The sequence below is a fragment of the Rhodanobacter sp. A1T4 genome, from assembly GCF_014207185.1.
Taxonomy (GTDB): Bacteria; Pseudomonadota; Gammaproteobacteria; order Xanthomonadales; family Rhodanobacteraceae; genus Rhodanobacter.
This window is the reverse complement of record NZ_JACHCP010000011.1, coordinates 46,656-71,454: the sequence shown is the minus strand read 5'-3', so window position 1 is coordinate 71,454 and position 24,799 is coordinate 46,656. Positions and strand designations below refer to the sequence as shown.

The following is a 24,799-nucleotide window of genomic DNA, read 5'->3' as shown; positions in this document are numbered from 1 at the left end:
AAAAACGAAAGGGGTCCACATGTTGAAGCACATCGGCTTGTCTTTATCGCTATGCCTACTGGCGATGGGGCTCAACAACCTTCTGGTGACATCGAGCGACGCGCAGCAGCAGACTCAGCAGAGCGCGCAGAACGTCACGAATGCCTTGACCACGCTTATCGAGCAGGGCAGCTATATCAACCACGATGGTTATTCAGTGCGCCGCACGGCGCATACGGTTTCCGGTGCTGCGCCTACAGGCGCTTCGGCTCAATGCCGCGACGCTAGCTACAGCTTCAGCATGAATCACCGGGGGACGTGTTCCCGCCATTGTGGCGTGGCGCGGTGGCTTTAAGTCAATCCACGCACAACACCGTGATTCGCTTGGAGCTTATCTGCGCTCGGTCCGGCTAACAACCGGACGTATAACCGGACCGAGGCCATGCGACGACTCGGCTATCACCAGCTCGGCCACAAGTTCGGCGGCCTCTTCCCTGCTATCAAACCGCATGATCGCCTCTTGCTCGTCGGTGTCGAACAAGATGAAGCCTTCGGGCGTTGGTCGGATCTCAAGCATGTGCGTCCCACATCCTGCTTCACCTGACCCGCTGTGTCGGTTTAAAAAGAGAAAGGCCCCCTTTCGGAGGCCAGTGAACCGCGCAAGGGGGATCGCTAACGGTTCATGGTGCTCGGTGCATCTGTGAGGAACCGGACTTCCCGTGCAGGGACAGATTGCTGCCGTGGCAATAGGACGCCTAGCGGGCAGTAACCCGTGACTGTGTAGGCGTCTACTGAGGCGTTGTAGGTGGAAGCATCGACGTCAGCCACAGAATGCGCTCAAGACTGCATAGGCCGACCTCACAGCACTAAACCACCCCGTGCCGTCCAATAAAGGCTAGTCTCTGGCGAGGTGAGCTCCATGCCACCGCCGGAGGTTCGAATGAATAGCCAGCTTGTTGTCCTCATCGTCGAGGACCATCCAGTTGTGCTGGATTCGCTCAAATTCTTTGTTGAGTCTTTTCCAAATGTTCAAATCCTGTCTGCCGACAGCTTCGTCTCGGCCGCCGTGTGGATCAATGCCACGAAGCGTATCGACCTACTTCTATGCGATGTCCTACTGCCTGGCGCTATGGACGGCATTGATGTGGCGGAGGCTGCCGTAAACACGCATTCGGATATCGCGGTGGTGTTGCTGTCCGCCGACCCGATGGATGAAATTAAGGGCCTTACCGATCGATATAGCTTCCTGCAAAAGCCATTCGGGCGCGACGCGATCACGCAGCACATCGACAGCGCCTTTTTGCGTTTACGCGCATAGAAGGCATCACAGATCCTTGTCTTAGGCCGCTGCCCGACATGCCGCTGCAGCATATTGTTATAAACAATCGTCCTTTGCGGGCATGCGGCACATCCATAATCCTGTACCCATCGCCCTAGACGCGTCGGTGTCCTCCCCGGAGCTCCCATCCTCCCTTAGGGAGCTGAAGCCTGCTACGTCTAGGGCGAACTACTTCCCACCCGACACGAAGCCCGCGCAGTGCGGACTTTTTGTTGCCACTAAGACCTCGCCAAAATTAGGCGATGGAAGTGCCCCGCTCGTCGGTTCCACCAGACGTTGCAGCGTCCTCGCGGGCATCTTCAAATTGCCCGCTTGATCTCAAGGACAACACCAGCAAGCACCGCGAGCTTTCGTAGGTGTTCGCCCAATTTGCTGTTGGCTTCAATGACAAGTAGATCACCGCAAGCTGGTCAAGTTCGGTTAGCACCTGGTCCGCATGCGGCGGTGCACATACTTGTGACCGCATCGTCTAAATGAAAATATCGCGACCGCGCATCCAACCCTCCGAGCAGCTCGAGTAGGTACAGGAGATCACTTCGGTGGATCCAAAGTATCTCCACATCCATATCACCACAACGGACAAGGATTTCCTTGTTCCTTCCGTTCGCCTGCGCAACGGATGCCCCTGTCCAAGGAGTACTGGTGATGCTTGATAGATCGTGGATTGGTTGCCCCTGCCCCTCGCTGTTCGAATGTCTGATCGTGTTCGGCATTCTCTTTCTGATCGGGACCCTCTGGGCGTCCGGTGTCCGTTGCTATATCGGGTACCGAATGAAGGCGAACGCCCATGAATGAACTGCAATTCGGGAGTGAGTGGCACGACGACAACGACGTCATGGATGTGACGCCACATTGCCCTAAGTGTCGATCAGCCAGCATCGAGACACGCAATCTGGCCCGACGGTTCGGGGGTGCCATTGGAGCCATCGCTGGCACCACCAGTGGTGTGGCGTTGGCACTGACGGGCGCTGAAATCGGCTTATTGGCAGGTCCGGTCGGGGCCATGTTCGGTGCAGCCGCGGGCGTGGTCATCGACGGCATCATCGGTGGTGCGACAGGCTGTGCCGCAGGTTCGCGTCTGGGCGCTGCCATTGACCAGAACATCCTGCACAACCATCACTGCCGTTCGTGCGGTTATACCTTCAGCGACAAGCCCTCGTAGGCCATCGCTGCTCTCTCAATCTTTCTTTTCAACCTCTGTACGCAAGCATAAGGCCCGGCTTTCGCCGGGCCTTATGCGTTTATGCCGTCCAATCAAGGAGTCTTTATGCATCTCATGCGATCTATGGCCTATACCCGCTACAAACTCACCGGCAAAACTACCGAGCAAGATGTGCTCGCCGCTGCTGAAGGTAGTCGGCATGAGGATGAGGCGCCGCACACGTGGCTGCGACCTCCCCATGCCGGGGAGGTCGCTCTCGCCGCTAACTCTTGATGAACTTCAGAATGTCGGCATTGATGACATCCGCATGCGTGGTCATCAACCCGTGTGGGTAGCCCGGGTAAATCTTGAGCGTGGCATTCCTGAGCAACTTGGCCTGCAGCAGCGAGGCATCCTTGTAAGGTACGACCTGGTCATCGTCACCCTGCATCACGAGGGTTGGCACCGTGATCGCTTTCAGGTCATCCGTCTGGTCCGTCTCGGAAAAGGCCTTGATGCCTTCGTAATGGGCGAGCGCACTACCCATCATTCCCTGGCGCCACCAGTTCTGGATGATCCCCTGCGAGACCTTCGCACCGGGCCGGTTGAAGCCATAGAACGGCCCCTCAGGAACATCGAGGAAGAACTGTGCGCGATTGGCGGCCAATGCCTTGCGAAAGCCGTCGAACACTTCGATCGGAGTGCCGTCCGGGTTGCTACCTGTCTTGAGCATGAGTGGAGGAACGGCAGCGATAAGCACCGCCTTGGCGACGCGTCCCTGAGACTCACCGTACTTCGCGACGTAGCGCGCCACCTCGCCACCGCCCGTCGAATGGCCGATGTGGACAGCGTTCTTCAAGTTGAGATGTTCGAACACCGCCGCGGCGTCGGCCGCATAATGATCCATGTCGTGACCGGTGCCCACCTGCGAGGAGCGGCCGTGGCCCCGTCGGTCATGCGCGACGACACGGTAACCGTTGGCTAGGAAGAACAGCAGCTGCGCATCCCAGTCGTCCGACGACAGGGGCCAACCGTGATGAAACACGATGGGCTGAGCGTCCTTCGGGCCCAAGTCCTTGTAGAAGATCTCGACGCCATCTTTCGTGACAATCTTGCTGCTCATCTGTTGATCTCCAATGGTTGGGTGGGCTGACTTCCCGGATGCGGCGGCACTCGCCGTTGCTTTTGAAGCGAGCAGAGGCATCGTCACTGAGGCAGCAACTATGGCGCCGACTCCGATGACTACCTTGCGACGCGACTGGCTGACGACGTCGACTTCATCTTTGCTACTCATGACAACACCTCCAGTTATGCATGCGTGCTCCATCACCCTTCGCCATCTTCATTCTTTTACCGAAGTTGACGTTTGAATGGCGCGCAATCCCCGTGGATCGCACGCCCTGTCAACGGGTGTCGGCGCTCAACGCGTTCCAGGCCGCGAGGGAGTCCATGTAATCCCTCCAGTGCGCAACTTTTCGATTTTCGACCCTGATGATCGAGCAGAACCGGTTGTTGTATTTGACACCGGTCGCAAGGATCGTCCCGTGGACTTCATACTCGATCACCACGACCTGTCCATCGTCTGCCGCGTGCTTAAGCAAATGATCCGCCGCCTGGAGCTCGATGTGATCGCCATACCCGCGGAAGCTTTCCATCAGGTCCGTTCGACCCCGGATGATCCGAGGCCACCCGGGAAAGTCGTAGAGAACCTCGTAGGCGATGTCGCCGGCGACGACATCGAAGAAGTGCTCCCCATCGACGAGGTCCCCCAGTGCACCGCGCACCAGGTCGAAGTAGGGCCTCACAGGCTCGTAGATGGCATATTTCTCGTTCGACATGTCGGACCTCATGGCGTGGGGATGTTTGGGACGACGGCGGAATGAACATTTGCCGCTGGCGGCGGGTCACCTATCTGCATGCAGGAGCGGCCTTGGCGACGAACTGCTCGAAGCGGATCGGCGCTTCGCCAGTGGCTAGAAGCACATCGTCGTTCGGTCGAGAGCCGTGGCCGCTGGCGATCGTCTCGGTCAGGGAGCGAAGTACCTCGCCGTACTCGGCTGGCACGCCGGCCCGGACCATTGCGTCGATCCACGCATTACGATCCACGTCCCGGTATCGGATCTTCCGGCCAACGGCGACGGAGATGAGCCTTGCCGCATCGTCAAAGCTCAGTGCTTCCGGTCCTGTCGGGGCATACGCACGGCCTGCGTGTCGCACAGGATCACTCAGTGTCGCCACGGCGACCGATGCGATGTCCTCGGCGTTCACGAATGCTTCGGCTCCGGTTCCGCAAGGCACGACGATCTCGTCGTTTACGGGTTTGACGAACGTCTCGCTGAAGTTCTGCATGAACCATGCAGGGCGCAGGATCGAGTGGGAGAGTGACGTACGCGCGGCAAGATCCAGTTCCACGGCGCGCAGCGCCATCTCGGCCGGCGCGTGTTCTACACCGTAAGCACTGAGATAGGTGATGTTTCGTACACCGGCCCGCTCAGCCTCGTCGAGAAAGCGCGAAACCACGCCCGCGAAGTCTACGCGCATCACTGGGGAGACGAGGTACACGCCTGAGACACCACGTAACGCGGACTCAAACGTCGCTGGTTCATTCCAGTCAAAGTGGATATCCGCACCGGTGCGAGCGGCCCCGCGGACGGCGATGCCTTGGTTAGCCAACTTCTTGGCGACCCGGGATCCCGTTTTGCCGGTGGCACCGAGGACGAGGATGCGGTTTTGGGGGGCTTCGTTCATCACGCTATTCCTTGGCTGTTTCGCTGGTGAGCCACTTTAGGATCATCCAGTGAGCGCGAAAATGATTAATTGACTCAAATTTTTGTGTAGTACGCTCAAGACATGGACGTACTGCAAGAGCATCTGGTCAGGGCCCGTGCTTCTGGAGGCGTGTTCGCGCGGTCTATTGCCGTCGCGCCGTGGGGCCTGCGATTGCCGGGAACGATCCAGCTGGCCGTCCACGCGATGGTGCAAGGGCATGCCTGGTTGTGGACAGAGGGCGATGGTCATCGACTAGAACTCAAGCCCGGTGACCTCGCGCTCGTACGAGGCGGCCCCGACCACTTCGTCGCCCACGAGCTGGGCGCACGCTGCGTCTTGCCGGAAGACTTCCGCTCTCTGCATGCCTCAGACGAGGCAAAACTTGATCCGCGCGCAGCCGTATTCCTCTGCGGAGCCTATCGCTTCGCCGGAGATATTGGGGCGGGCCTGGTCAGCGCGCTGCCGCCCGTGCTCTCGCTGCCCTCAAGCATCGACAATCCGATCCACGGAGTGGTCGCCCTGCTTTCCAGAGAACTTGCGAATTGCGAGCCGGGTCGCCAGACAGTACTCGATCGATTGCTAGATGTCCTCGTGGTTCTAGGCCTCCGCGCCGGCCTCGCCAGTAGTGCGAATGCCCCCGCATGGTTCCGGGCGGCCTCGGATCCGCGTCTATCGCGTGCCTTGCAGGCGATGCATGAAGACGCAAGCAAACCATGGACGGTTGATGAGCTTGCAAGGCTCAGCAACATGTCCCGCGCTACGTTTGCACGCGTATTCCAGGTGCTTCTCGGTCAAACACCCATGAAGTACCTCACGGAATGGCGAATGACGGTCGCACGCGATCTGTTGCGGGCGCAGGAGGTACCACTGGCCGACGTCGCCGAACGGGCGGGATACTCATCCCTCTATGCATTCGCTACGGCATTCCGCCGGCACCATGGACAGCCTCCGGGGCGTTGGCGACAGCATGGGCTGAACCAGCCTTCGGGTACGCTGGAGCACTAACTTCGCAAGCTTGGATGGGAAGGCGCCAAGGTCAACCGGAGACTAGGTTGAATCCTTGCCGGGCACGCTGTGCCGCGGTCCAAGTCAGACGCCGAGGGTGGATGCCAGCTGGGTTAAATACCGATTCGAGTCGTGGCTGACACATCACCGGTATGACCGATGCAGTTCAAAGGATCACGCGCTGCGATCAGATCGCATCCCGCCACGCGTACTTTCATGCTTATCTCTCCACACGGTGCCCCACGGCATCGACGGATTGCGTCCGATGACGTTGGGGCATACACAGAATTTTGTGTAACCGGAACTGTGGACGCAGGTGGCTCCCATAGATGCTACATAGCGATGTCATATCCCGTGCATACCCCTTCCTGCCATAACTGGCTTGAAGGTCGCAAGGAGGTAGGCATGCCCCGCGGTCTCCGAACATATTTGAGTCATTTCCAAAAGTCTTGTCGACTTAGTTCAACTGATTGCAAGGCAACACTTTGCACCCCGTATGTTCCGAAGCAGTAACGAATCTTCATTACGGAAACATTTCGCTATAGCGGTTCGTTCCGAATCGAAAAAGCGCCAGATCCACATCACCCCCGCTGATTAGCTATTTAGGCCGCTCCATCCGTGCCGCTAACCGACGGATGCCTTATTCAAAGGAGTTTCAGTGATAGTCATCGATGGCATCGTCGGCGGTGCGACAGGCTGTGCCGCAGGTTCGCGTCTGGGCAGTGCCATCGATGGGAACATTCTGCACAACCATCACTGCCGTGCGTGCGGTCACACCTTCAGCGATAAGCCCACTTAGTCATTCGCTTTTTCCTTAGCCTTTTTTCTAGCCACCCGCACACGCGCACAAGGCCCGGCTTTCGCCGGGCCTTGTGCGTTTATGCCGTCCAATCAAGGAGTTTTTATGCAGCTCATGCAATCTATGGCCTATACCCGCTACAAACTCGCCGGCGAGACGACGGAGCGAGACGTACTCGCCGCTGCCGAAGGCATCCTAAGAGGGAAGCTTGAACGACAGGGCAGCATCAGCCGTCCGACCGATGCCGCCGACTTCCTGCGGATGCGTTTAGGTGCGCTGTTGCACGAAGAGTTTCACGTGCTGTGGTTAGACAACCGCCACCGCATTCTTGGTTGTCAGAAACTCTTCACCGGCACTATCGACGGCGCCAGTGTCTATCCAAGGGAGGTCGTGCGGGCGGCGTTGAGCATCAATGCCTGTGCCGCCATCTTGGCGCACAACCATCCCAGCGGGGTTGCGGAACCCAGTGCTGCAGACAGGGCCATCACAAAAGAACTTCGTGAGGCGTTGAGTCTCGTCGGCGTGCGAATTCTGGACCACATCATCGTGGGCGCTGAGTGCGTGAGTATGGCTGGTCGAGGCCTTATTTGAGTTGGATGAGTCCGCAAATAGCGCAGCCATGGGCTTGGCCATCGTTCCTCTTAATAAGCGCCACAAACCTGCCAGACAACCCTGTACGGAAGTCCCTCGGATCTGACATACCCGAGCAATGCGTTATCGGTTTGCGCGGCGCGAAGGCTTTACAAGCTTCTTCAGCCGTTTATCTAACTCGACCGAAAACGCAGGAAGCGACACGTCGTAGGCTTCGCAGAGATCCAGCACCTGAAGCAAATCCAGACCTCGCTTGCCTTTCTCAATATCGGACACGTAGGTCTGCGGCCTGCCAATAGCTTCGGCCACTTCAGCCTGCGTGAGGTGGCGAAGCACCCTCAGCTCGCGCAGATAGTCAACAAGCACGGCGTGCCTTTCGCTGTAGAGGGATGTTCGCTTCATGACCGGGCCTGGGGGGTCGGTCAATCAAGCTATACCTGCCTAATCGTTATATATAATTCAGGATTTATACCTGTTTAATAGGTATTCTTGTCCCAACATACGGCCTCACTTTCGCAGGGATGCCATACGCCATCGATGGCATTACAACCAGCGCAGTCTCGTGCCAAACCCCGCCGTTAGCGGGCTTGCTTAGTGCGGGCAGCCGACAAGCAAGCGTGACGCCGTAGGGTGTTGGTGAACAATATTTAGGACTACAGGGGAATTTCTCATGCGTAAAACAGTTACAGCATTTGCCTCAATCGCGCTCGCCTGCGCGTTTCTCACAGCATGTGGTCAAGAGACACTGGACTCTCGCCAGCTCGATGAAAACAGTGGGCTGGCGTACAAGCACGGGAGCACCACCCCTTTTACGGGAACTGTTGAATGGGCAAATCAGATTCCAGATGCGCTACAGCAATATTGGACAAATGCAGTAGGCCAGACGCTCAGTAACAACCTCGCAACTTGCAAGACACAGTACAAAAATGGCGTCATGGATGGGCTGGCAACATGCTCCACATCAAGCGGGCAAAAAGCTTTCGAGCTTACCTATCAACATGAAGCCTACGAGGGAGACTCGAAGCTTTACAACCCTAATAGTGGCGTGCTGATACGCGAATTCCATTGGTCGGCCGGACGGCTTAACGGGACAGCAAAGATTTATACCGACGATGGTAAGCAACTACTGCAGGAGGTTTCTTGGAAAGATGGAGCCCAAAACGGACGAGTCCGAACGTGGGATGTCAATGGAACACCGATTTCTGACTCAATCTGGAGTAACGGCAAAATTGTGTCGGGTAAATATGCCCAGAACACCGGGGTAGCCGAGTACAAGGATGGACAGCTTGACGGTCCGGCTACGTGGACTCTTCCTAACAGCCAAGCAATGTTCGCCAAGGGCTCTTATTCAGCGGGTCAAAGGGTTGGGACTTGGGATGACTGGGGGCAATCGATTGGGAACACCGTAGGACCTAGTGGCATTGCCTCTCTGACTTTCGAGCCAGCACTTGCGGGCCCCGGCGATGAATTCTTGGCAAAAGTGTCTCATCTCGTTAGCAACTGGATTAATGGGCGTGTTGATGGCGCTGTCCGAGGCTATGACGGAAATGACCACTTAGTCTTTTCCTGTCACGTGAAGAATGGCCTACTTGACGGTCCGTTTGAGTACATATCTCCGGTATATGGCAAGGTTCTTTTGACCTTCCAAAATGGTGCGCAGACTTCGACAGTTAGGACTGTTCTTGATCCAAACGCGACATCGCTTTAAGTCACTCAGTAGTCAGTGACTCTGCACTAAGAGAGCGCAACTCCAGACGCCGTCGTTCGCCCCGATCCGGTCGGACGACGGCGTATATGTGCCATTGATCATTGAGCAGGGAAATTGAAATTCACTATGGACATCTTTACTGAAAGCTTCAGCATCTTCAGCAAACTTCGAACGGCACAAAAGCTGGTGTTCCTTCGCGTGTTCATTGTCATAAACGTGTCTGCGTTTTTTCTAGCAACGAGAGCGCGTTTTGAAAGCGACACGGCCAATTCCATTTCGATGTTTGTTATCTACGCGTTGGAAACATGCTTCATGCTTTGGCTCGGTTTCAAGCGTGGTCAACGCTATCATTACGAGGTAGGCACCGGGACATCTGCCTTACCTACTGCGCGTAAAGTCCCTATGGCGAAATGGTACGGCAGCGCTGCTGCCGTCTCGCTCTTAGTGTCAGCCATTACCACCGTCATCGTAGGTAACACGAGCGATGATCTGACGACCGTGGAAATGATAATTTTCTTTGTGGTGGAAGTCGCGATTATGGGCCTCTCCCTCCTGCAAGGCCTTCGCATTGGCTGGAACACGGTATCCGTGGATAGCTCGATTCCCGTACCTTCGGCCGCCACCACGATAAGCGCATCGTCAGCGACGATCGGAATCTCGCCTAACGTACCGTTGCCACCGGAAGACGAAGCCAAGGCCAAGAAGAGAGCGCAGAACATCAGGCGTGGACAAATTGCACTTGGCTGCATATCCGTTATATGCGCCGTGCTTGCCGTTTATTTTCACATCGTTGCTCATGAGATGACTCAGCCCGATCCTGAGGGCGATGCGGCTGCGCAAGTCGTGTCACAAGCCCTTGGTGGCGGTACCGCGTCGTCACCATCAGCTCAGCTCTCTCCAACCGCACAAGCACCGGTACAAGCTGCTGCCCCATCTTCGAGCGACGTCACTCAAGACACTTCCAGCCAAACCACAGTGGCTTCTGCGGCACTACCCAATGCTCTGCCGCCTGATGATCCCAAGGCCCTCTGGGCGCTTCAGAATGCGGGAGCAGCAGATCCCGATGGTGGGGCTGTCAATCTCGACACCTTTCCCTTTGCCACGAGTTCAGGGGCCAAGTCCAAGGACGGCTATCCGATCTATCTGATCGAATGCAATGTTGGGTCCCATCAATGTGTCGGTGAGACCGGCCAGTCGATTGGTAGTACTGCGCAGGTCGCCGATACCATCACTCCGGTACGTAATACTGACGCGTTGCGTTATAGCTGCCCGGATTCGGTCTGTATTGATTTTCAGGGCAACGTGGTCGGCTCAGTTGCGCCAGCGATGCGTCCTTACCTCGCTAAAACACACAGTGCGGCACCATGAAAAATTGAAGCAAATAGTGAAGAGCGTGCGCCCCTCGGGGCGCACGCTCTTCTTGTAATGGCGCTCTTTATTTTTTGTTGCAGTGCCTCGCTCGTCGGTTCCACCAGACACTCTGGGTCGGCGCATGCCTTGACACCTAGTCGGCTCGGGCCAGACTCACGTGGCAATCTAAGATTGCCGGTTCAGACGCACTACGTGAATCGGGCAATGGATCGTAGACATGTAGGTGCCGACCTGCAGCTCCACTCCGGCAAGCCTAAGTGCGCTTTGCGTTCAAACCATCTGTCGAGCACGTAATGCTCGTAGCCGAGTCACCGGCCGGTGCGACCAACTACCGTGGGGAGTTGGAGGGCTGAAGCGGCCGGTCACTGAGTGGTTAATGACGTCAGATGAGGCTTGGTATGGGGCGATCTCGGCCGTGGTCCAGACCTTTCTTAGCGGTTGCAGGAACTTGGCACGCAGGAGAGTTTAGTGTCGCTACCGACTTGATATGACCGCGATTTAAACGTCATGCGAAGCCATGCCATAGCCTCATTAAGATCCAAGTTGGAGCTGGCGTAGCTTTGCCGCAATAGATGCGGCGAAAGCAATCCGTCCCATTTTTCGCGGGCAAGATTGCTTGCTTTCGCGAGCAATTCGTCCACAGGTGCCGCGGGCTCCGAACCGATGTCCCCACCAAGCAAGTGTTCGATCTCTTCGAGACTATGGTTGGCGCGCTGGATCTCAACTCCCAACCTGCCTGTGAATGCCCGCAGGCCGCGCGACATGAGCAGGCAAGCGATTGCCTCGTTGGCCGCGTCGCCCAGCCAAGTCAACAGGATCGCGTGGCTTCCCTGATCAAGCAGCAAGCGATCGGCCAGCGCCAGCGTGGTGAACGTCTCGCGGCCTTCTCCCAAGAAGCGTTGTGCCGTAGGGTCTAGGAACGGAAGCGTGTCTTGTGCAAGATAAATATCGCGCATGCGCTCCCGCACTCGGGTATGCACGCGCCCGCCGCCTCCATTGAACAGCGGGGGAGCGCCGCCCTTGGCGGGCGCGACATGGATCGCCTTATGTTCTTCGTCGATGACTTCAATGAGCCAAGTACGTCCTCCAAACAGAATTCGCTGGCCGGGCGTCATCATTTGCGAAACAGGTACGAAAGCCTGCCCAACAAAGCTCAACAAGATAGAACCAGAAACAACAACGGCCGGCATACCCAATGGCATACCAGCCGCTCTGCCTCACAGATGTATTTAGTTAAATCAATAACTTATGTAGATTTATTGACGGACAGAGGTCCTCGAGAGGACATGGTCGGCGCAGTTGCGCCAGCGTAGGTCCTTACCTCGCTAAAACACCCCAGGCAGCACCATGGAACAATTCAAGTAGCCGTAAAGAAGAGCGTGCACCCTCATGGGTGCACGCTTTTCACGTAATGGCCTTCTTGATTTTTATTGTTGCGGTGCTCTGCGTCGGTTCCACCAAGTACTTTGAGTCATAGGCGGAAGGTGCTTAAGATCCAGAGGACAGTCCAGAAAGGAATATATCGTGCCCACTGAACCCGGTGCGTTGGAACAACTAAATCAGCGCGTCGCCCAGATGCTCCAGAGCGCGGACGCGAACGCGGAAATGGGAGGCGTACATTCCGGATCTAGAAAGTCCAAGCGACCGGCGTCAGATCGATGTATTAATTATTGGCTCCGACGGAAAGCGCACGTGCGTAGAATGCCGATGTCGAATCTGGATCATCACTGCGTCCACTGCGGCCAATCCTCCATCTGGATTTTGCGCGCGAAGCGCTAGCGTCGTCCCCCACAGTGAATTTTCTATGGGCGTCATCAGGCCCCATGTGGGCTCCAAATTGAATACGGACAGATGACTCTTGGCTAGTCAGCCTTCGCCGCCGCAACCCACTTCGAGCCTACAAGCTCGTACGTAAGAAGAAACACTGTCAATTTTCTCCGCATCCGTGCATACGACCAAAGTTTATGGCCAGGTTTCCAGACTCTTCGCGTAGCTCGCTTGCATTTCGCAGCGACGCGTTCCCAGAATGCACGTCTACTTGCCTCAGCCACCTCATGATCTTTAAAGACGATGCAATTCGAGGTACACGAGCTCAAACCACAAGGAACTCTTTCTGTGATGCCAACTGATGCACCATTCATCCAGTTCACTGGCTCTCCAAAACTTCGAGACGCCATCCAACTGACGCAGAAAATGTTGATCAACACGCTGGATCTAGGTCTACGTCAGAACAAAATGCGCGGCAACACGCTAGCAAAAGTCCCTGGCTCGAATTTATTTGGCTCGTACCCTGACACTTTGCGTCCAGACGCCGAGAAGGAATTTAAGAGTATTGAAGATAGTGTCCAGAAGTACCTGGAAACGGGCAATACAGCCAAGGACCTTGCCAACGACTGGAAGGCATCCGACCCTGCACAAATGAACAGCGGAGATATCTCTAAGCCGATTGCGATTTCCATAGCGTATTGCCTACAAGCCAAGAAAAATGGGTTAAAGACAGCAAACTACGACGATGCCTGGCTCGCCTGGGGAGAAGCGGAACGGTACCGCGGCATTGCTACGGGAATCGCGATGCGCCTGCATATTCCGACCATCTACCATCGTACTCAGGGAGCCATGCAGGAAAACAAAAATCAGGCCAACCGTGCCAAGGTACATGCGAAGAAGTTAATCTTTAGCTACTTTTCTAATAACCCGCGCAATAGTAAATTCATCGTGCTAGATGCGATTAAAGACGAATTATATTCATACTGCGAAAGTGAGTCCCTTAGAAAATACATTGGAACAAGCCAAAAGGGCATTAATCGCGATGCAGAGAAATTGAGGGTTACAATCGATAAATGGTTTACGTCTGGAGAAATCAACAAGATCGCTAATGACGTAAAGGGAACCAAGCCGATCTAGTCGTCTATGGCTGTAAAATACAAATACTTCCCTTCAATGCAACCCAAATTAAATCTGATCGGATCTATGGCTTCGCTCGATCATTCTTGCTCAATAAGACCTCGTTCCTAGGCCTGCCGAGCCGATTAGCCAGTTGAACCGGTGCGTTACCCTTTCCGAACGTCCTGTCACCGTCTGGCATCACCAGTTCAATATACATATCAGGTTTTATTAAATAGCTCGCGGCGTACTCCATGTTGCCGCGCATGAACCAGTCGTCATGGCAAACCAGACCGATGCCAAGCCGCTTGTAAGCCCGCTTATCGCGATTGCAGTTAAAGCTGAAGCCCTTCCCTGCCGTGACGACGTTGCTCCAGTGGTCGCCTATGATTCCAGCGTAGACAACATCCTGACGGGCCTTCTGTCCGTCCAACAGGATCATGACGTGCACATGGAAGCCTGAGAGCACGGAGTACTCCAGCTTCCACACATACCCGACGTAGTGAACCGGCAATGTTCTACGCAGGTCACGTAGGAACCGCTCCCGGTATTCCTTCACCTCAGCATAGGTCACGCAGTCCTCGGTACCCGGGAGTCGCCACTGCTCCAGAAAGTTCAACTCAATACGAAGAACTAGGATTTTTGAATACACGGCGAACACCTCCCGAAAGTATTCACAGACACTGACTAGGTTATCTGCTGAGCGCCGTTTGTGGCTCCGCAGCCAATACCTGAAATCCTTGGCATTGCCTTCTTGGCGGATCCGCCGGACGGCCTCGTTATAGCGGTCTACGCGATTCAACAGGTTGCCCTCTTCCGGCAGCTCCCACTGGCCGATCTCCGACGTATTTCGGTCAAGCATCTGGAAGTACGGATTGAAGGTGTGCAATGGGTAATGCGCATGCGCACGCTGTATGTCGCTGACGCGACGTAAGAGTTGCTTACCCAGCGGTTTGGCGAACGCCCAGAGCGACCCGTGCGCCGGATGGGGCTTTACGTAATACAAATCTCCCTTTGAGTAGATGACATCTTCCATACAGGTATCGATCAGGGTTCCGGCCCCTACTACGTCGAACTCGTCCGTGAATCCTTGCCACGATGTTTGATTACGCCTATCCGGTGACACGATCACCGGTCCACCCGCTGAATTCCTTAAGGCGTAGTCAGTCTCTTCAATACTGTCGTACATGATCATTACCTCTGTGCCGTAGGTGGCCTAGGTGGTCAAAAAGAAGTTCTGAGGCTCTGGAGGCGAACTTTCCGTTGCCGCGGCGCTAGGGCTACACGACTCTCCCCCTCTCTGCTTGCCGGTTAAAGCGTTCGTTGCGCGAACGCGAAGATGCACCAAGCGCTCGATCTACTGACGTAGACGAACGTTGAGCCATGGGTCATGGTGGGTTGCGCATCATTGGTTGCACTGATTGCTTTGAAGCATGCGATCGAGGCGCCTCGACACAACATGATGTCAATCAATAAATTATTTACACGTGTATCGCGTAGGGACAGTCCCTCTCCCCATAACATTTACGCCACTACCGCTGTCTCAAATGCCTGTAACCATGGTTAAACCTGAAAGGCAGACCCTGAAAGCCATGCTGTTACCGATTAATCCTCCGGTAGAACGGCGGTATCGTCAGTTCCGACACCTGTCGGGTTAGCGCTTTCCACATTCTTGGTTCATCGCGGAGACGGCGGATCAAAGACGCCCTTTCGGCAACCCTTTTTCCTTCTGCTTACGCAGGTATTCTTCGACGTCAACCGGGTCGAAGCGCACTGCTTTGATACCCACTAGAACCTTCTTCGGAAAATCCGGCAGGTGGTGAGGGCCTGCCTGGTTGACATAGTCATGGATCGTCGAAACACCAATGTCGAGATAGTCAGCCAAGCGTTCCACGGTGTAGTACTTATCTTTGCCTTTCTTGCAACAGTTGCAATCGCACATTGGCGCGGTCCTTCTGGTTGGGGTGCGACCGAATCTAGGCGACGCCGCAATCGTTGAGAATTGCGTTCCCTAGGAATTGGATTTCATTTCCTAGGGAAATGATTAAAAAGAACAGAGCTCAGCGGCCGCAGCTCTAAACCAATGTTCAGGCTGCAACGCATGCCTCGCCGCGTTTCCCGGCCCTTTGAGGACGACCGGGTCTGGCCACCAAATCATCGTGTACGTGCCACCAGCGCGGTCAACAGCCGCTAGGTTCTACGACACCTAAAGCGCTCCATACCTTCATCGAAGACTGCGCATGGCTCGAGTGTTCATCGAGCAATTGTTGAGCCCACGGCACGCGCTGTCAGTCGCGTGCCCATGATCGTCTAAAGGTGTGAAGCAGGCTTTGGCAGCACGAGATAACGGGCAGGCCCAAGACCCCGAGAGGCCAGCCCACAGCCCTTGACGATCAAAAGCGCAATCTCGAATTCCACGAGATTCGACAAATACCGTCGGTGGAAGCGTTTGCGACGATTGCGAACTTGCTAATCGTCGCAACTTCGCAATCGTCGCAACACTGGCAAGGCGTGCATCAATTGCCGATGGCCCTCGGCCGCGTTATGCGCATTCCCGCAGTGAAGGCGACCGTGCGGGATAAGTTGGCGCACGCCACATTCCTCCATGTTCGCCTCTGCCCGCTGCCTAAACTGCGGGTACCCAAACAGCGGGCACCCCACCATCGCTACGATTTGAGTCATCTTGCTTGTCTGACGCGCGTTCTCTCCCCATGCCACTTCGGACGCCAACACGTGCTGCGCGTTGCTCATTGGCAGCGGGCCAAAATGTGCCAGTTCGCTAATTATTTTCATTGTCCCATTTCGTCTTTAGATGTCTGATAACGACCGATTAATAACCTTATCGTACGATTTTTAAAATAATAAAATCTGGCAGACCATTAAATTTGATGAAATAATACATTTGCAACGTTCGAATGAGACCTTCAATCCATGGATTGAAAGTTTACCAACCTGTTTGAAGCAAATTTATAAATAATTAAAATAATCCATCTTAGAGATATTCATGTACCGCTCCGCACGACAATTTCCGATCAATGCGTTGCCACTGATCCTGAGAGACGCCTTACTCGATTTGCAAGAAAAGACTAAAGTGCCTATCGAATTGTGTTTTGCTGCCCTTCTTGGTTCTTTATCGCTGGCCTTTGCGGGACACATCAACGTGCAGCGGTATAAATGCAAGCCATCCTCCGTTGGCTTGTTCATATTTGCGATCGCTGAATCAGGCGAGCGTAAGTCGGCACTTATCGATGGGGCTTTTGCGGTTCACGAGACATTTATCCGTTTTGTTCGCAAAAAAACATCCGAGCAAAAGGAGGCCGGCAAGGCAGCCGAAGTTGTATGGAAAATTAAACTAAAATCCATTACCGACGAAATAAAGGTCGCCGCAAAAAAAGGGGCGCCGACCGAATCATTGCAGGAGAAGCTCGAAGAGCACTTTAAGAAGCAGATCCCCAGACCTTTCGTCCCCGAAATGCGATTCAAAGATGTTAGCCCGGAGAGGCTGGCAAAAGCAGTGAAAGAGTGGCCATCTGTAGGAATCATTGCTGGCGAAGGAGAGAAGCCGGTAAATGGCCGAGCATTCCAAGATTTGTCGCTACTCACTGAGGCCTGGGATGGAGCTCCTTTGAAAGCAGACCGCGTCGACGACGAAGCCGATTACGGGGATGAACCGATCAGTCAAACAAGCATGACGATCATGGTCATGCTTCAGGCTAGTGCGTTTGAGAAATTCATGCGCAAAAAGGGCGAGCAGGCCTTGGGGTTGGGCCTCTTTGCACGACCGTTATTTTGTAACCCCCCTTCGACACAGGGCACCCGCTACATTGATATGGGTTTCCCCTACTTCAACGGCATGAAAGAGTTCGATGAGCGTCTCTTGCATGTTTTGATTGAAAACTGGAAAGCCGTGACCGACGGCGGATTCGAGCGTAAAACTCTGAAATTTAGCCCCGACGCCGAAAAGTACTGGATCATTTACTTCAACAACATCGAGGCGGGTTGCAGCGACTTGGGTGAATTTAGTGACATGAAAGCTGTTGCGTCAAAGCTTGCCGACAACATGGCTAGATTGGCTGCGCTATTCGCTTATCTCAGAGAAGACACACTAGAAATTTCGTTGGAAGACGCTGAAAATGCTGATCAGGTACTCGAATATTTTATTGCCGAGTATCAACTCATTTTCTGTAGGCCGCCACCGGTGCCGGTGCCCCAAGACCAAGCAGATGCGACCCGCTTTGATCATTGGTTTAGGGATCGCATCGGTAAGCGTACGGACCTGGAGCGCGAAGATGTTGCAAAATACAATCTCTCCGAACTTCAGCGATGCGGTCCATACCCCGAGCGAAAATCCCCTGGCCGTGTGGATGCAGCGCTTCGACGCCTGAAGAATCAAGACAAAATCTGGATTGTCCGAGACGGGAAATCCGTTGAGATCCTCTGCAACCCGCGTTACTTTGGGCACATCAACAACTTTGTGCTCTGAGTAAAAGAACGTGCTGGCTAAGCCATGGGCTGAACGAGATAACTAGCAACTCCCAGACCGCAGATTGCCAGCTTGTTAACCAATCATTGCAGGCACAACTGACCAAGCGCGCAACACAACTTGACCGGCATCGCCAACCAACGGACCATCCGACTGAAGGTCGCATGTCGACCCAAAGAAGACTCGGCTGTCCGCTTAAGCAAGGGAGTATCCAGCGCCAGCTCTAGCTATGGCTCTGAACTCGTTCGCTCTAATCGTGAACCAGCGGCGCGATCTGCGTCTTCAGCACCTGGAACTGTGCATCGACCATGAGCGGATTGGGGTCGTGGCCGACCTTGTCGAGCAGAATGTATTTCTTGGTCGGCGCTTTGATGCGGTCGAAGTATGCCTTGGTCACGGTCGGCATGGTGAGGAGGTCTTCTTTGCCTTGGATGATGAAGACCGGCATGGGAAAGGTCGTGCCAAGGGCCGGCAAGTCGATGTGCGAGAGCATGCCATCTCCAACGACCAAGGGGATATGAATCCCGGTCTCACCGATCGGGTCAGAGATACCTGCCACTGGCACGCCGTCCACCTAGCCTATGCAAAAGAGCTCGCGCAGTCCTACTGTGACGAGGTCGGGATCCAGCTGGCTCGCTTTGAGTCGCTGGATTCCCCGGGGTTTTACAACTTCGAGACGGATCGCCTGTTCATCGAACTGCCCCGGGAAGAGATACCGCGTCTCAGGCGCGCAACCTCGACGACGTCACTCGACCAGGTAGCCGCTGAGCGCCATACCTCCCGCAGCGGCTTCATCTCCTTTTACTCGCCCGACTGGAGGCTTCACCAACCCAGCTACGACACACCCCAAGGGTCATGTTCATTGTGGGTAGATTCATGGGTAGATAAATTTCTCCCACAAAAAAGCCCCATATTTCAGGGGCTTAGTTGCATATCTGGCGGAGAGAGAGGGATTCGAACCCTCGATAAGGCTTTTGACCCTATACTCCCTTAGCAGGGGAGCCCCTTCGGCCACTCGGGCATCTCTCCAAATTTCTCCGCATTGCTGCAGAGCCGGCAAGGATACCGATCGGTGCGATCAAGGTAAAGCCTTGATCGTCAATCAGCTCTCGGCGGCTTCGTCAGATGCGCTATCTGTACCGTTTTCGCCTTTGATGCGCTGATAGATTTCTTCGCGATGCACTGCGACGGTCTTGGGGGCATTGATGCCTATGCGCACCTGATTGCCCTTGACGCCCAGAACGGTGACGGTCACCTCGTCGCCGATCATCAGGGTTTCGCCGACCCTGCGGGTCAGAATCAACATGGTTGTAACTCCATAAATGTTTGGTCATGGGCCTGTGGATTGAGGGCGCCTCACCCCTGAGCCTCCATCCATCCACAGTTCGACGATTGATCCATCGAAGGCCCTTCCGCCTTCCCGGCTCACAGCCCTGACACTGGTTAGCTGTCATGACTGGTGACTCCACCGTTGCCCCGGCAGCGTACACATTACGTTGATACTAGCCGAGCGCCGCCCCCCCGCGCAATGCGTCCGAACGATGACAAGGGGCGCGGCACGCCGCAACTCAGCGCCGACTTACTGGCTCGAAATCCACGCCGGCAAGGCGGCCAGGAGTGCAGGCAACTGGGGTGTATCCGAACCGCCGCCTTGCGCCATGTCCGGCCGACCACCGCCCTTACCATCAATCTGTGCAGCGATATGGGCAACGACACTACCAGCCTTGATCCTGCCCAGCGCCTTGCCATGCACACCAGCGATCAGCGATACGCGCCCATCGGCCGCGCCCGCCAGCAGCACCACGCAGTCGCCGAGTTGCTGCTTGAGTTGATCGACACCATCGCGCAACGACTTGGCGTCGAGACCTTCCAGCCGTGCCGCAACGACCTTGATGCCATCAACGTCCTGGGCCGTACCGGCAAGATCGGCGATGGCCGAGCCGGCCGACTTGCTGCGCAACGACTCCAGCTCGCGCTCGAGCTTTTTCTGGCGCTCGAAGATCTGCCGCAATTTTTCGATCGCATCGTCACCGCTGCTCGAAAGCAGGTGCGACAGTTCACCGAGGCGACGCTCTTCATCCGTCACGTAGGCCAAGGCGCCATCGCCAGTCACCGCTTCGATACGACGCACGCCAGAAGCCACGCCGGCCTCGCTGACGATCTTGAACAGGCCAATGTCACCGGTGCGGCTGACATGCGTACCGCCGCATAATTCGGTGGAAAAATCGCCCATCTTCAACACGCGCACTTCGGCGCCGTATTTCTCGCCGAACAGGGCCATGGCGCCAAACTCGATTGCCTCATCGTAAGCCATGTTATGGATTTCGGCGGCGGCGTTACGGCGCACTTCGGCATTCACCATCGCCTCGACCGTAGCCAGCTCCTCGCGGCTCATCGGCTTGAAGTGCGAGAAGTCGAAACGCAGCCGCTCAGCCGCGACCAGCGAGCCTTTCTGGGTGACGTGATCGCCCAGCACCTTGCGCAAGGCCGCGTGCAGCAGATGGGTGGCCGAATGATTGAGCACGATCGATTGACGACGTGCCGCATTTACGCTGGCCTCGACCACATCACCGGTACGCAGCGGCTGCGCGCCGTGCCAGCGGCCAGCGTGACCAAAGAACACGCCGCCCATCTTCAGCGTATCGCGCACATCGAGCCGGCCGGCGGCATTGATCAACTCGCCGGTATCCCCCACCTGCCCGCCCGATTCGGCATAGAACGGTGTGCGATCGAGAATCAGCAAGCCCTCCTCACCCTCGCCAAGCTCGCTGACCTGCTTGCCGTCACGGACGATGCCGACGACCTTGCTGGCCTCACTGTACAGAGCGTCATAGCCGAGAAAGATCGTGGGCTTCAGCAGACTCGCCAGATCTGCCGGCATGAGCCCCTTGGCCTCGAAACGACCGGCAGCGCGGGCTCGCTCGCGCTGCTCGTTCATGGCCTTGTCGAAGCCCTCCATGTCCACTTCCAGGCCGCGCTCACGCGCGATGTCGGCGGTGAGGTCGACGGGAAAACCGTAAGTGTCATAGAGACGAAACGCGTCGGCGCCAGGGATGGTTATGCCCGATTTACCCGCCACATCGTCGAACACGCGCATGCCATGTTCCAGCGTTTCGCCAAAGCGCTGTTCCTCGGTACGCAAGGCGTCCTCGACAAATGCCTGCTTCGCGGCAAGCTCGGGATACGCCTCGCCCATTTCCTCGACCAGCGGCTGCACCATCTTCCAGAAGAAATCGCCACGCACGCCAAGCATCCAGCCATGGCGAAGCGCGCGACGGATGATCCGGCGCAGCACGTAGCCACGGCCTTCGTTGGACGGCAGCACACCATCGACGATGAGGAACGAACAGGCACGGATGTGATCAGCGATCACGCGCAACGACTTGTTGCCCAGGTCGCTGGTGCCGGTGAATTTGCCGGCTTCAGCGATCAGATGCGCAAACAGGTCGATCTCGTAGTTGGAGTGCACGTGCTGCAGCACGGCGGCCAGACGCTCCAGGCCCATGCCGGTATCCACACAAGGCGCTGGCAGCGGGCTCAGCGTGCCGTCAGGCGCGCGATCGAATTGCATGAACACCAGGTTCCAGATTTCGATGTAGCGGTCACCGTCTTCATCCGGCGAACCGGGCGGGCCACCGGCGATATCGGCGCCGTGATCGAAAAAGATCTCCGTGCACGGACCACACGGGCCGGTGTCGGCCATCTGCCAGAAGTTGTCCGACGCGAACGGTGCGCCCTTGTTGTCACCAATGCGCACGATGCGCTCGGCCGGTACGCCGATCTGCGTGTTCCAGATATCGAAGGCCTCGTCGTCGGTTTGATAGACAGTGACCCACAGCTTGTTGGCCGGCAGTTTGAACACGCCGGTCAGTAGCTCCCACGCGTAATGGATCGCGTCGCGCTTGAAATAGTCGCCGAACGACCAGTTGCCCAGCATCTCGAAGAATGTGTGGTGGCGCGCGGTATAGCCCACAGCATCCAGATCGTTGTGCTTGCCGCCGGCACGCAGGCAGCGCTGCACGTCCGCTGCCCGGACGTAACCAGGTTTTTCGCTGCCGAGAAACACGTTCTTGAACTGCACCATGCCCGAGTTGGTGAACAGCAGCGTCGGGTCACTGGCTGGCACCAGCGAGCTGGACGGCACGATGGTATGACCCTTGGAGCGAAAGTAGTCGAGAAAGGTCGAGCGGATTTCGGAGGTTTTCATGCGGATCGTAATGGCCATCGGTCAGGAGGCCACGCCCCGGTCGAACCACGCGATGAACCCCTGCATCATCGGTGGATGATGGATCTCAGGGGCTGTCGTCGGCGGCTTCGTCCACGTCGGCGTGGGTAACACTCCGTACTGTGGAGCCGTCAAAGCCCCGGCGCAAGAGGAACTGCGCCCGTTTGGCGCGTTCAGCAGGATCGGATACGCCCACATTGCCGTAGCGGCGGCGCAATTGGGATGATGCCGAAGCGACCCAGTCGACCTCGGCGTCGTTCAACAATTCACGGATCCGGGCATCGCTGAGCCCGTGACTCTTGAGCTCCACGCGCAGCCGCATCGGACCATAACCCTGGGCAATACGGCTGCGCAGCAGCACTTCGCCGAAGCGGTCATCGTCTTGGTATTGCTGCTCACCAAGGCGATCGATCGCCTCGGTGGTTTCCTCGCCTTCGTAGCCGCCCTGGCGCAGCTTGGTTTTCAGCTCGCGCTTCGAATGCTCGCGCCGCGCCAGTAGGCCCAGCGCCTTGTCATAGGCACTGCGCTTGGGCTTGGCGGGATCATCGGAGCCGGGACGGCGTTTCATGCATCAGCAACTGATGCTTATAAAGTCGAGGAAAAACGCCACTATCATCCCGATAAATGCTCCTATAACCAACCCGAGAGCAATAACAGCACCGTAAGAAAATATCCTCGAAAAGCGTCCGCGCACCGTCATATCGACTTCTGTGCGGCCACTGTATTGAAGTGGATCGATTGTCGCCATGCGTGACGCTCCTAATGAACCACTGATCTCGACGCAATACGCGCCGCGATTTGTCCATGTAGATCATCGGCGGATTGCCCGACCTGGCGAACCGCAGACTCAATCTCCAAAACGCCCAGGCCTCCCGGACGGGAAGCCTCTGCTAGCGCCCATGTACGTGCGGCGCGATGCCCGCTGCGGCAGTAAAGAAGAATCGGCCTGCTTGACTGGGCGAGCAACTGCCCAAGTGCATCGACGGACGCGGCAGGAATGTCTCCATGCTGAACTGGAACATAACCGAACGTTAGCCCTACGCCCTGCGCTGCACGCGCTACATCCGTCGAGGCTGGCTGATTGGAAACTTCGCCATCAGGGCGTAAGTCGACAATAGAGCGAAACCCTTGCGACTTGATGCCTGCCAGTTGGCTGGCATCGATCTGCTCCGTCACCCATACCGAACCTGCGAGTGGTCTCGCCAAAACATGGTGTTGCGTTTCAGGCCGGTTGATGGCTGCAACAGACACAACCACCACCAAGCCAAGCAACACCGCCAACAAAAAAGTCCATTTCAAGCTCGGCATTTCTCTTCCCCCCGCTTAAGGCTTAGGCCTCTTCAACTTCCTCTGCGGAAATCGGTGCCGGCTTGCCGACTGGTACCAGCAGTCGCTCGCGCAGCAAGGTATCGATCTCGTTGGTCATGGCGGGATTGTCGCGCAGGAACTGGCGCACGTTTTCCTTGCCCTGGCCGATGCGGTCGCCCTTGTAGCTGTACCAGGCGCCGGACTTGTCGATCAGGTTCTGAGCCACGCCCAGCTCGATGATCTCGCCTTCGCGCGAGGTGCCTTCGCCGTAGAGGATTTCGAACTCGGCCTGACGGAACGGCGGCGCCACCTTGTTCTTGACGACCTTGACGCGGGTTTCCGAACCGATGATCTCGTCACCGCGCTTCACCGCGCCGATGCGGCGGATATCCAGGCGCACCGAGGCATAGAACTTCAGCGCGTTACCGCCGGTGGTGGTTTCCGGGCTACCAAACATCACGCCGATCTTCATCCGGATCTGGTTGATGAAAATCACCAGCGTGCCGGATTTCTTGATGTTGGCGGTCAGCTTGCGCAGCGCCTGGCTCATCAGGCGAGCATGCAGGCCGACGTGGGAGTCGCCCATCTCGCCCTCGATTTCCGCCTTGGGCGTCAGTGCGGCGACCGAGTCGACCACCACCATGTCGACTGCGCCTGAGCGCACCAGCATGTCGGCGATTTCCAGCGCCTGCTCACCGGTATCCGGCTGCGACACCAGCAGATCGTCGACCTTGACGCCCAGCTTTTCGGCGTAGGTGGGGTCGAGCGCATGCTCGGCATCGATGAACGCCGCGGTGCCGCCGGCGCGCTGGCAGCTGGCGATGGCCTGCAGGGTCATGGTGGTTTTGCCAGACGACTCCGGTCCGTAGATTTCGACCACGCGGCCACGCGGCAGGCCGCCGACGCCGAGGGCAATATCCAGGCCCAGCGAGCCGGTGGAGACGGTTTCAATGGCTTCATTGACGCGATCGCCCATGCGCATGATCGCGCCCTTGCCGAACTGCTTTTCGATCTGGCCTAGGGCGGAGGTCAGTGCCTTGCGCTTGTTGTCATCCATCGTCTTGAATTCCGGTTGGGCTGAAAGGTTGTCTGAGAACTGGGTAGCATCATGCCCGGAGCGGGTCTCACGGGCTGCGATCACGCGAATATCGATTCGCTACCGTCGAAGTATCCCATACCGGTCAAGCTGATCAGGCGG

Annotated in this window: 24 protein-coding genes and 1 tRNA gene; 9 read left to right on the top strand and 16 right to left on the bottom strand. The window is 56.4% G+C overall.

Annotated features, from left to right (window positions below; translation table 11 throughout):
- Window positions 1-19: 19 nt before the first annotated feature.
- Window positions 20-334, top strand: coding sequence for a DUF3761 domain-containing protein (locus tag HDE80_RS19745; protein WP_221437731.1), 315 nt, complete (start codon window positions 20-22; stop codon window positions 332-334).
- 36 nt (window positions 335-370) lie between these two features.
- On the opposite strand, the gene HDE80_RS19740 is transcribed toward HDE80_RS19745, so the two are convergent.
- Window positions 371-556, bottom strand: a complete 186-nt coding sequence (locus HDE80_RS19740) for a hypothetical protein (protein ID WP_184673697.1) — start codon at window positions 554-556, stop codon at window positions 371-373.
- Window positions 557-919: 363 nt separating this feature from the next.
- Between HDE80_RS19740 and HDE80_RS19735 the strand changes: the two genes are divergently transcribed.
- Window positions 920-1,297: a response regulator gene (locus HDE80_RS19735; RefSeq protein ID WP_184673696.1), complete on the top strand. Its 378-nt coding sequence runs from the start codon at window positions 920-922 to the stop codon at window positions 1,295-1,297.
- Between the two features lie 808 nt (window positions 1,298-2,105).
- Entirely contained in the window at window positions 2,106-2,480 is a 375-nt protein-coding gene (locus HDE80_RS19730; protein WP_184673694.1) for a hypothetical protein, read from the top strand.
- Window positions 2,481-2,742: 262 nt separating this feature from the next.
- Here the strand turns inward: HDE80_RS19730 and HDE80_RS19725 are convergent, their stop codons facing one another.
- The 3 genes from HDE80_RS19725 to HDE80_RS19715 form a co-directional block, all read right to left on the bottom strand.
- Window positions 2,743-3,582 carry an alpha/beta hydrolase gene (locus HDE80_RS19725; RefSeq protein WP_255483990.1) on the bottom strand — a complete coding sequence of 280 codons (840 nt, stop codon included), beginning with the start codon at window positions 3,580-3,582 and terminating at the stop codon, window positions 2,743-2,745.
- Window positions 3,583-3,862: 280 nt separating this feature from the next.
- The gene (locus HDE80_RS19720) at window positions 3,863-4,297 is read right to left on the bottom strand and encodes a nuclear transport factor 2 family protein (RefSeq protein ID WP_184673690.1); all 435 of its coding nucleotides are present in this window, start codon (window positions 4,295-4,297) and stop codon (window positions 3,863-3,865) included.
- A 70-nt stretch (window positions 4,298-4,367) separates the two neighbouring features.
- A complete protein-coding gene (locus tag HDE80_RS19715; RefSeq protein WP_184673688.1) occupies window positions 4,368-5,207 on the bottom strand; it encodes an NmrA family NAD(P)-binding protein in 840 nt (279 codons plus the stop codon).
- Window positions 5,208-5,309: 102 nt separating this feature from the next.
- On the opposite strand from HDE80_RS19715, the gene HDE80_RS19710 reads away from it, so the two are divergent.
- Together HDE80_RS19710 and HDE80_RS19705 are read left to right on the top strand one after the other, a co-directional pair.
- Window positions 5,310-6,233, top strand: a complete 924-nt coding sequence (locus HDE80_RS19710) for an AraC family transcriptional regulator (RefSeq protein WP_184673686.1) — start codon at window positions 5,310-5,312, stop codon at window positions 6,231-6,233.
- Window positions 6,234-7,137: 904 nt separating this feature from the next.
- Complete coding sequence (locus tag HDE80_RS19705; RefSeq protein WP_184673684.1) at window positions 7,138-7,623, top strand: JAB domain-containing protein; 486 nt, start codon at window positions 7,138-7,140, stop codon at window positions 7,621-7,623.
- Between the two features lie 123 nt (window positions 7,624-7,746).
- On the opposite strand, the gene HDE80_RS19700 is transcribed toward HDE80_RS19705, so the two are convergent.
- The gene (locus tag HDE80_RS19700; protein ID WP_184673827.1) at window positions 7,747-8,025 is read right to left on the bottom strand and encodes a helix-turn-helix transcriptional regulator; all 279 of its coding nucleotides are present in this window, start codon (window positions 8,023-8,025) and stop codon (window positions 7,747-7,749) included.
- Between the two features lie 268 nt (window positions 8,026-8,293).
- Between HDE80_RS19700 and HDE80_RS19695 the strand changes: the two genes are divergently transcribed.
- Window positions 8,294-9,331 carry a toxin-antitoxin system YwqK family antitoxin gene (locus tag HDE80_RS19695; RefSeq protein WP_184673682.1) on the top strand — a complete coding sequence of 346 codons (1,038 nt, stop codon included), beginning with the start codon at window positions 8,294-8,296 and terminating at the stop codon, window positions 9,329-9,331.
- 126 nt (window positions 9,332-9,457) lie between these two features.
- A complete protein-coding gene (locus HDE80_RS19690; RefSeq protein WP_184673680.1) occupies window positions 9,458-10,699 on the top strand; it encodes a hypothetical protein in 1,242 nt (413 codons plus the stop codon).
- Between the two features lie 434 nt (window positions 10,700-11,133).
- Here the strand turns inward: HDE80_RS19690 and HDE80_RS19685 are convergent, their stop codons facing one another.
- On the bottom strand, window positions 11,134-11,892 hold the full coding sequence (locus HDE80_RS19685; RefSeq protein ID WP_255483986.1) for a hypothetical protein: 759 nt from the start codon (window positions 11,890-11,892) through the stop codon (window positions 11,134-11,136).
- A gap of 880 nt (window positions 11,893-12,772) precedes the next feature.
- Here HDE80_RS19685 and HDE80_RS19680 point away from each other — a divergent pair.
- Window positions 12,773-13,606, top strand: a complete 834-nt coding sequence (locus tag HDE80_RS19680) for a hypothetical protein (RefSeq protein WP_184673678.1) — start codon at window positions 12,773-12,775, stop codon at window positions 13,604-13,606.
- A 64-nt stretch (window positions 13,607-13,670) separates the two neighbouring features.
- Here the strand turns inward: HDE80_RS19680 and HDE80_RS19675 are convergent, their stop codons facing one another.
- Both HDE80_RS19675 and HDE80_RS19670 read right to left on the bottom strand, forming a co-directional pair.
- Window positions 13,671-14,774, bottom strand: a complete 1,104-nt coding sequence (locus HDE80_RS19675; protein WP_184673676.1) for an inovirus-type Gp2 protein — start codon at window positions 14,772-14,774, stop codon at window positions 13,671-13,673.
- Window positions 14,775-15,281: 507 nt separating this feature from the next.
- The gene (locus HDE80_RS19670) at window positions 15,282-15,527 is read right to left on the bottom strand and encodes a helix-turn-helix domain-containing protein (protein WP_255483985.1); all 246 of its coding nucleotides are present in this window, start codon (window positions 15,525-15,527) and stop codon (window positions 15,282-15,284) included.
- A 1,062-nt stretch (window positions 15,528-16,589) separates the two neighbouring features.
- Between HDE80_RS19670 and HDE80_RS19665 the strand changes: the two genes are divergently transcribed.
- Window positions 16,590-18,068 carry a YfjI family protein gene (locus HDE80_RS19665; protein ID WP_184673674.1) on the top strand — a complete coding sequence of 493 codons (1,479 nt, stop codon included), beginning with the start codon at window positions 16,590-16,592 and terminating at the stop codon, window positions 18,066-18,068.
- Window positions 18,069-18,318: 250 nt separating this feature from the next.
- On the opposite strand, the gene HDE80_RS19660 is transcribed toward HDE80_RS19665, so the two are convergent.
- From HDE80_RS19660 to recA, 8 genes are all read right to left on the bottom strand, one after another.
- Window positions 18,319-18,561 carry a hypothetical protein gene (locus tag HDE80_RS19660; protein WP_184673673.1) on the bottom strand — a complete coding sequence of 81 codons (243 nt, stop codon included), beginning with the start codon at window positions 18,559-18,561 and terminating at the stop codon, window positions 18,319-18,321.
- Window positions 18,562-19,004: 443 nt separating this feature from the next.
- Window positions 19,005-19,097 (bottom strand) — tRNA-Ser (locus HDE80_RS19655).
- A gap of 73 nt (window positions 19,098-19,170) precedes the next feature.
- Entirely contained in the window at window positions 19,171-19,374 is a 204-nt protein-coding gene (gene csrA, locus HDE80_RS19650; protein ID WP_184601337.1) for a carbon storage regulator CsrA, read from the bottom strand.
- A 273-nt stretch (window positions 19,375-19,647) separates the two neighbouring features.
- A complete protein-coding gene (gene alaS, locus HDE80_RS19645) occupies window positions 19,648-22,275 on the bottom strand; it encodes an alanine--tRNA ligase (RefSeq protein ID WP_184673672.1) in 2,628 nt (875 codons plus the stop codon).
- 85 nt (window positions 22,276-22,360) lie between these two features.
- Entirely contained in the window at window positions 22,361-22,861 is a 501-nt protein-coding gene (locus tag HDE80_RS19640; RefSeq protein WP_184673671.1) for a regulatory protein RecX, read from the bottom strand.
- 3 nt (window positions 22,862-22,864) lie between these two features.
- On the bottom strand, window positions 22,865-23,041 hold the full coding sequence (locus HDE80_RS19635; protein ID WP_184673670.1) for a hypothetical protein: 177 nt from the start codon (window positions 23,039-23,041) through the stop codon (window positions 22,865-22,867).
- 11 nt (window positions 23,042-23,052) lie between these two features.
- Complete coding sequence (locus tag HDE80_RS19630) at window positions 23,053-23,601, bottom strand: sulfur transferase domain-containing protein (RefSeq protein WP_184673669.1); 549 nt, start codon at window positions 23,599-23,601, stop codon at window positions 23,053-23,055.
- Between the two features lie 22 nt (window positions 23,602-23,623).
- Entirely contained in the window at window positions 23,624-24,658 is a 1,035-nt protein-coding gene (gene recA, locus HDE80_RS19625; RefSeq protein WP_184673668.1) for a recombinase RecA, read from the bottom strand.
- Window positions 24,659-24,799: the final 141 nt, after the last annotated feature.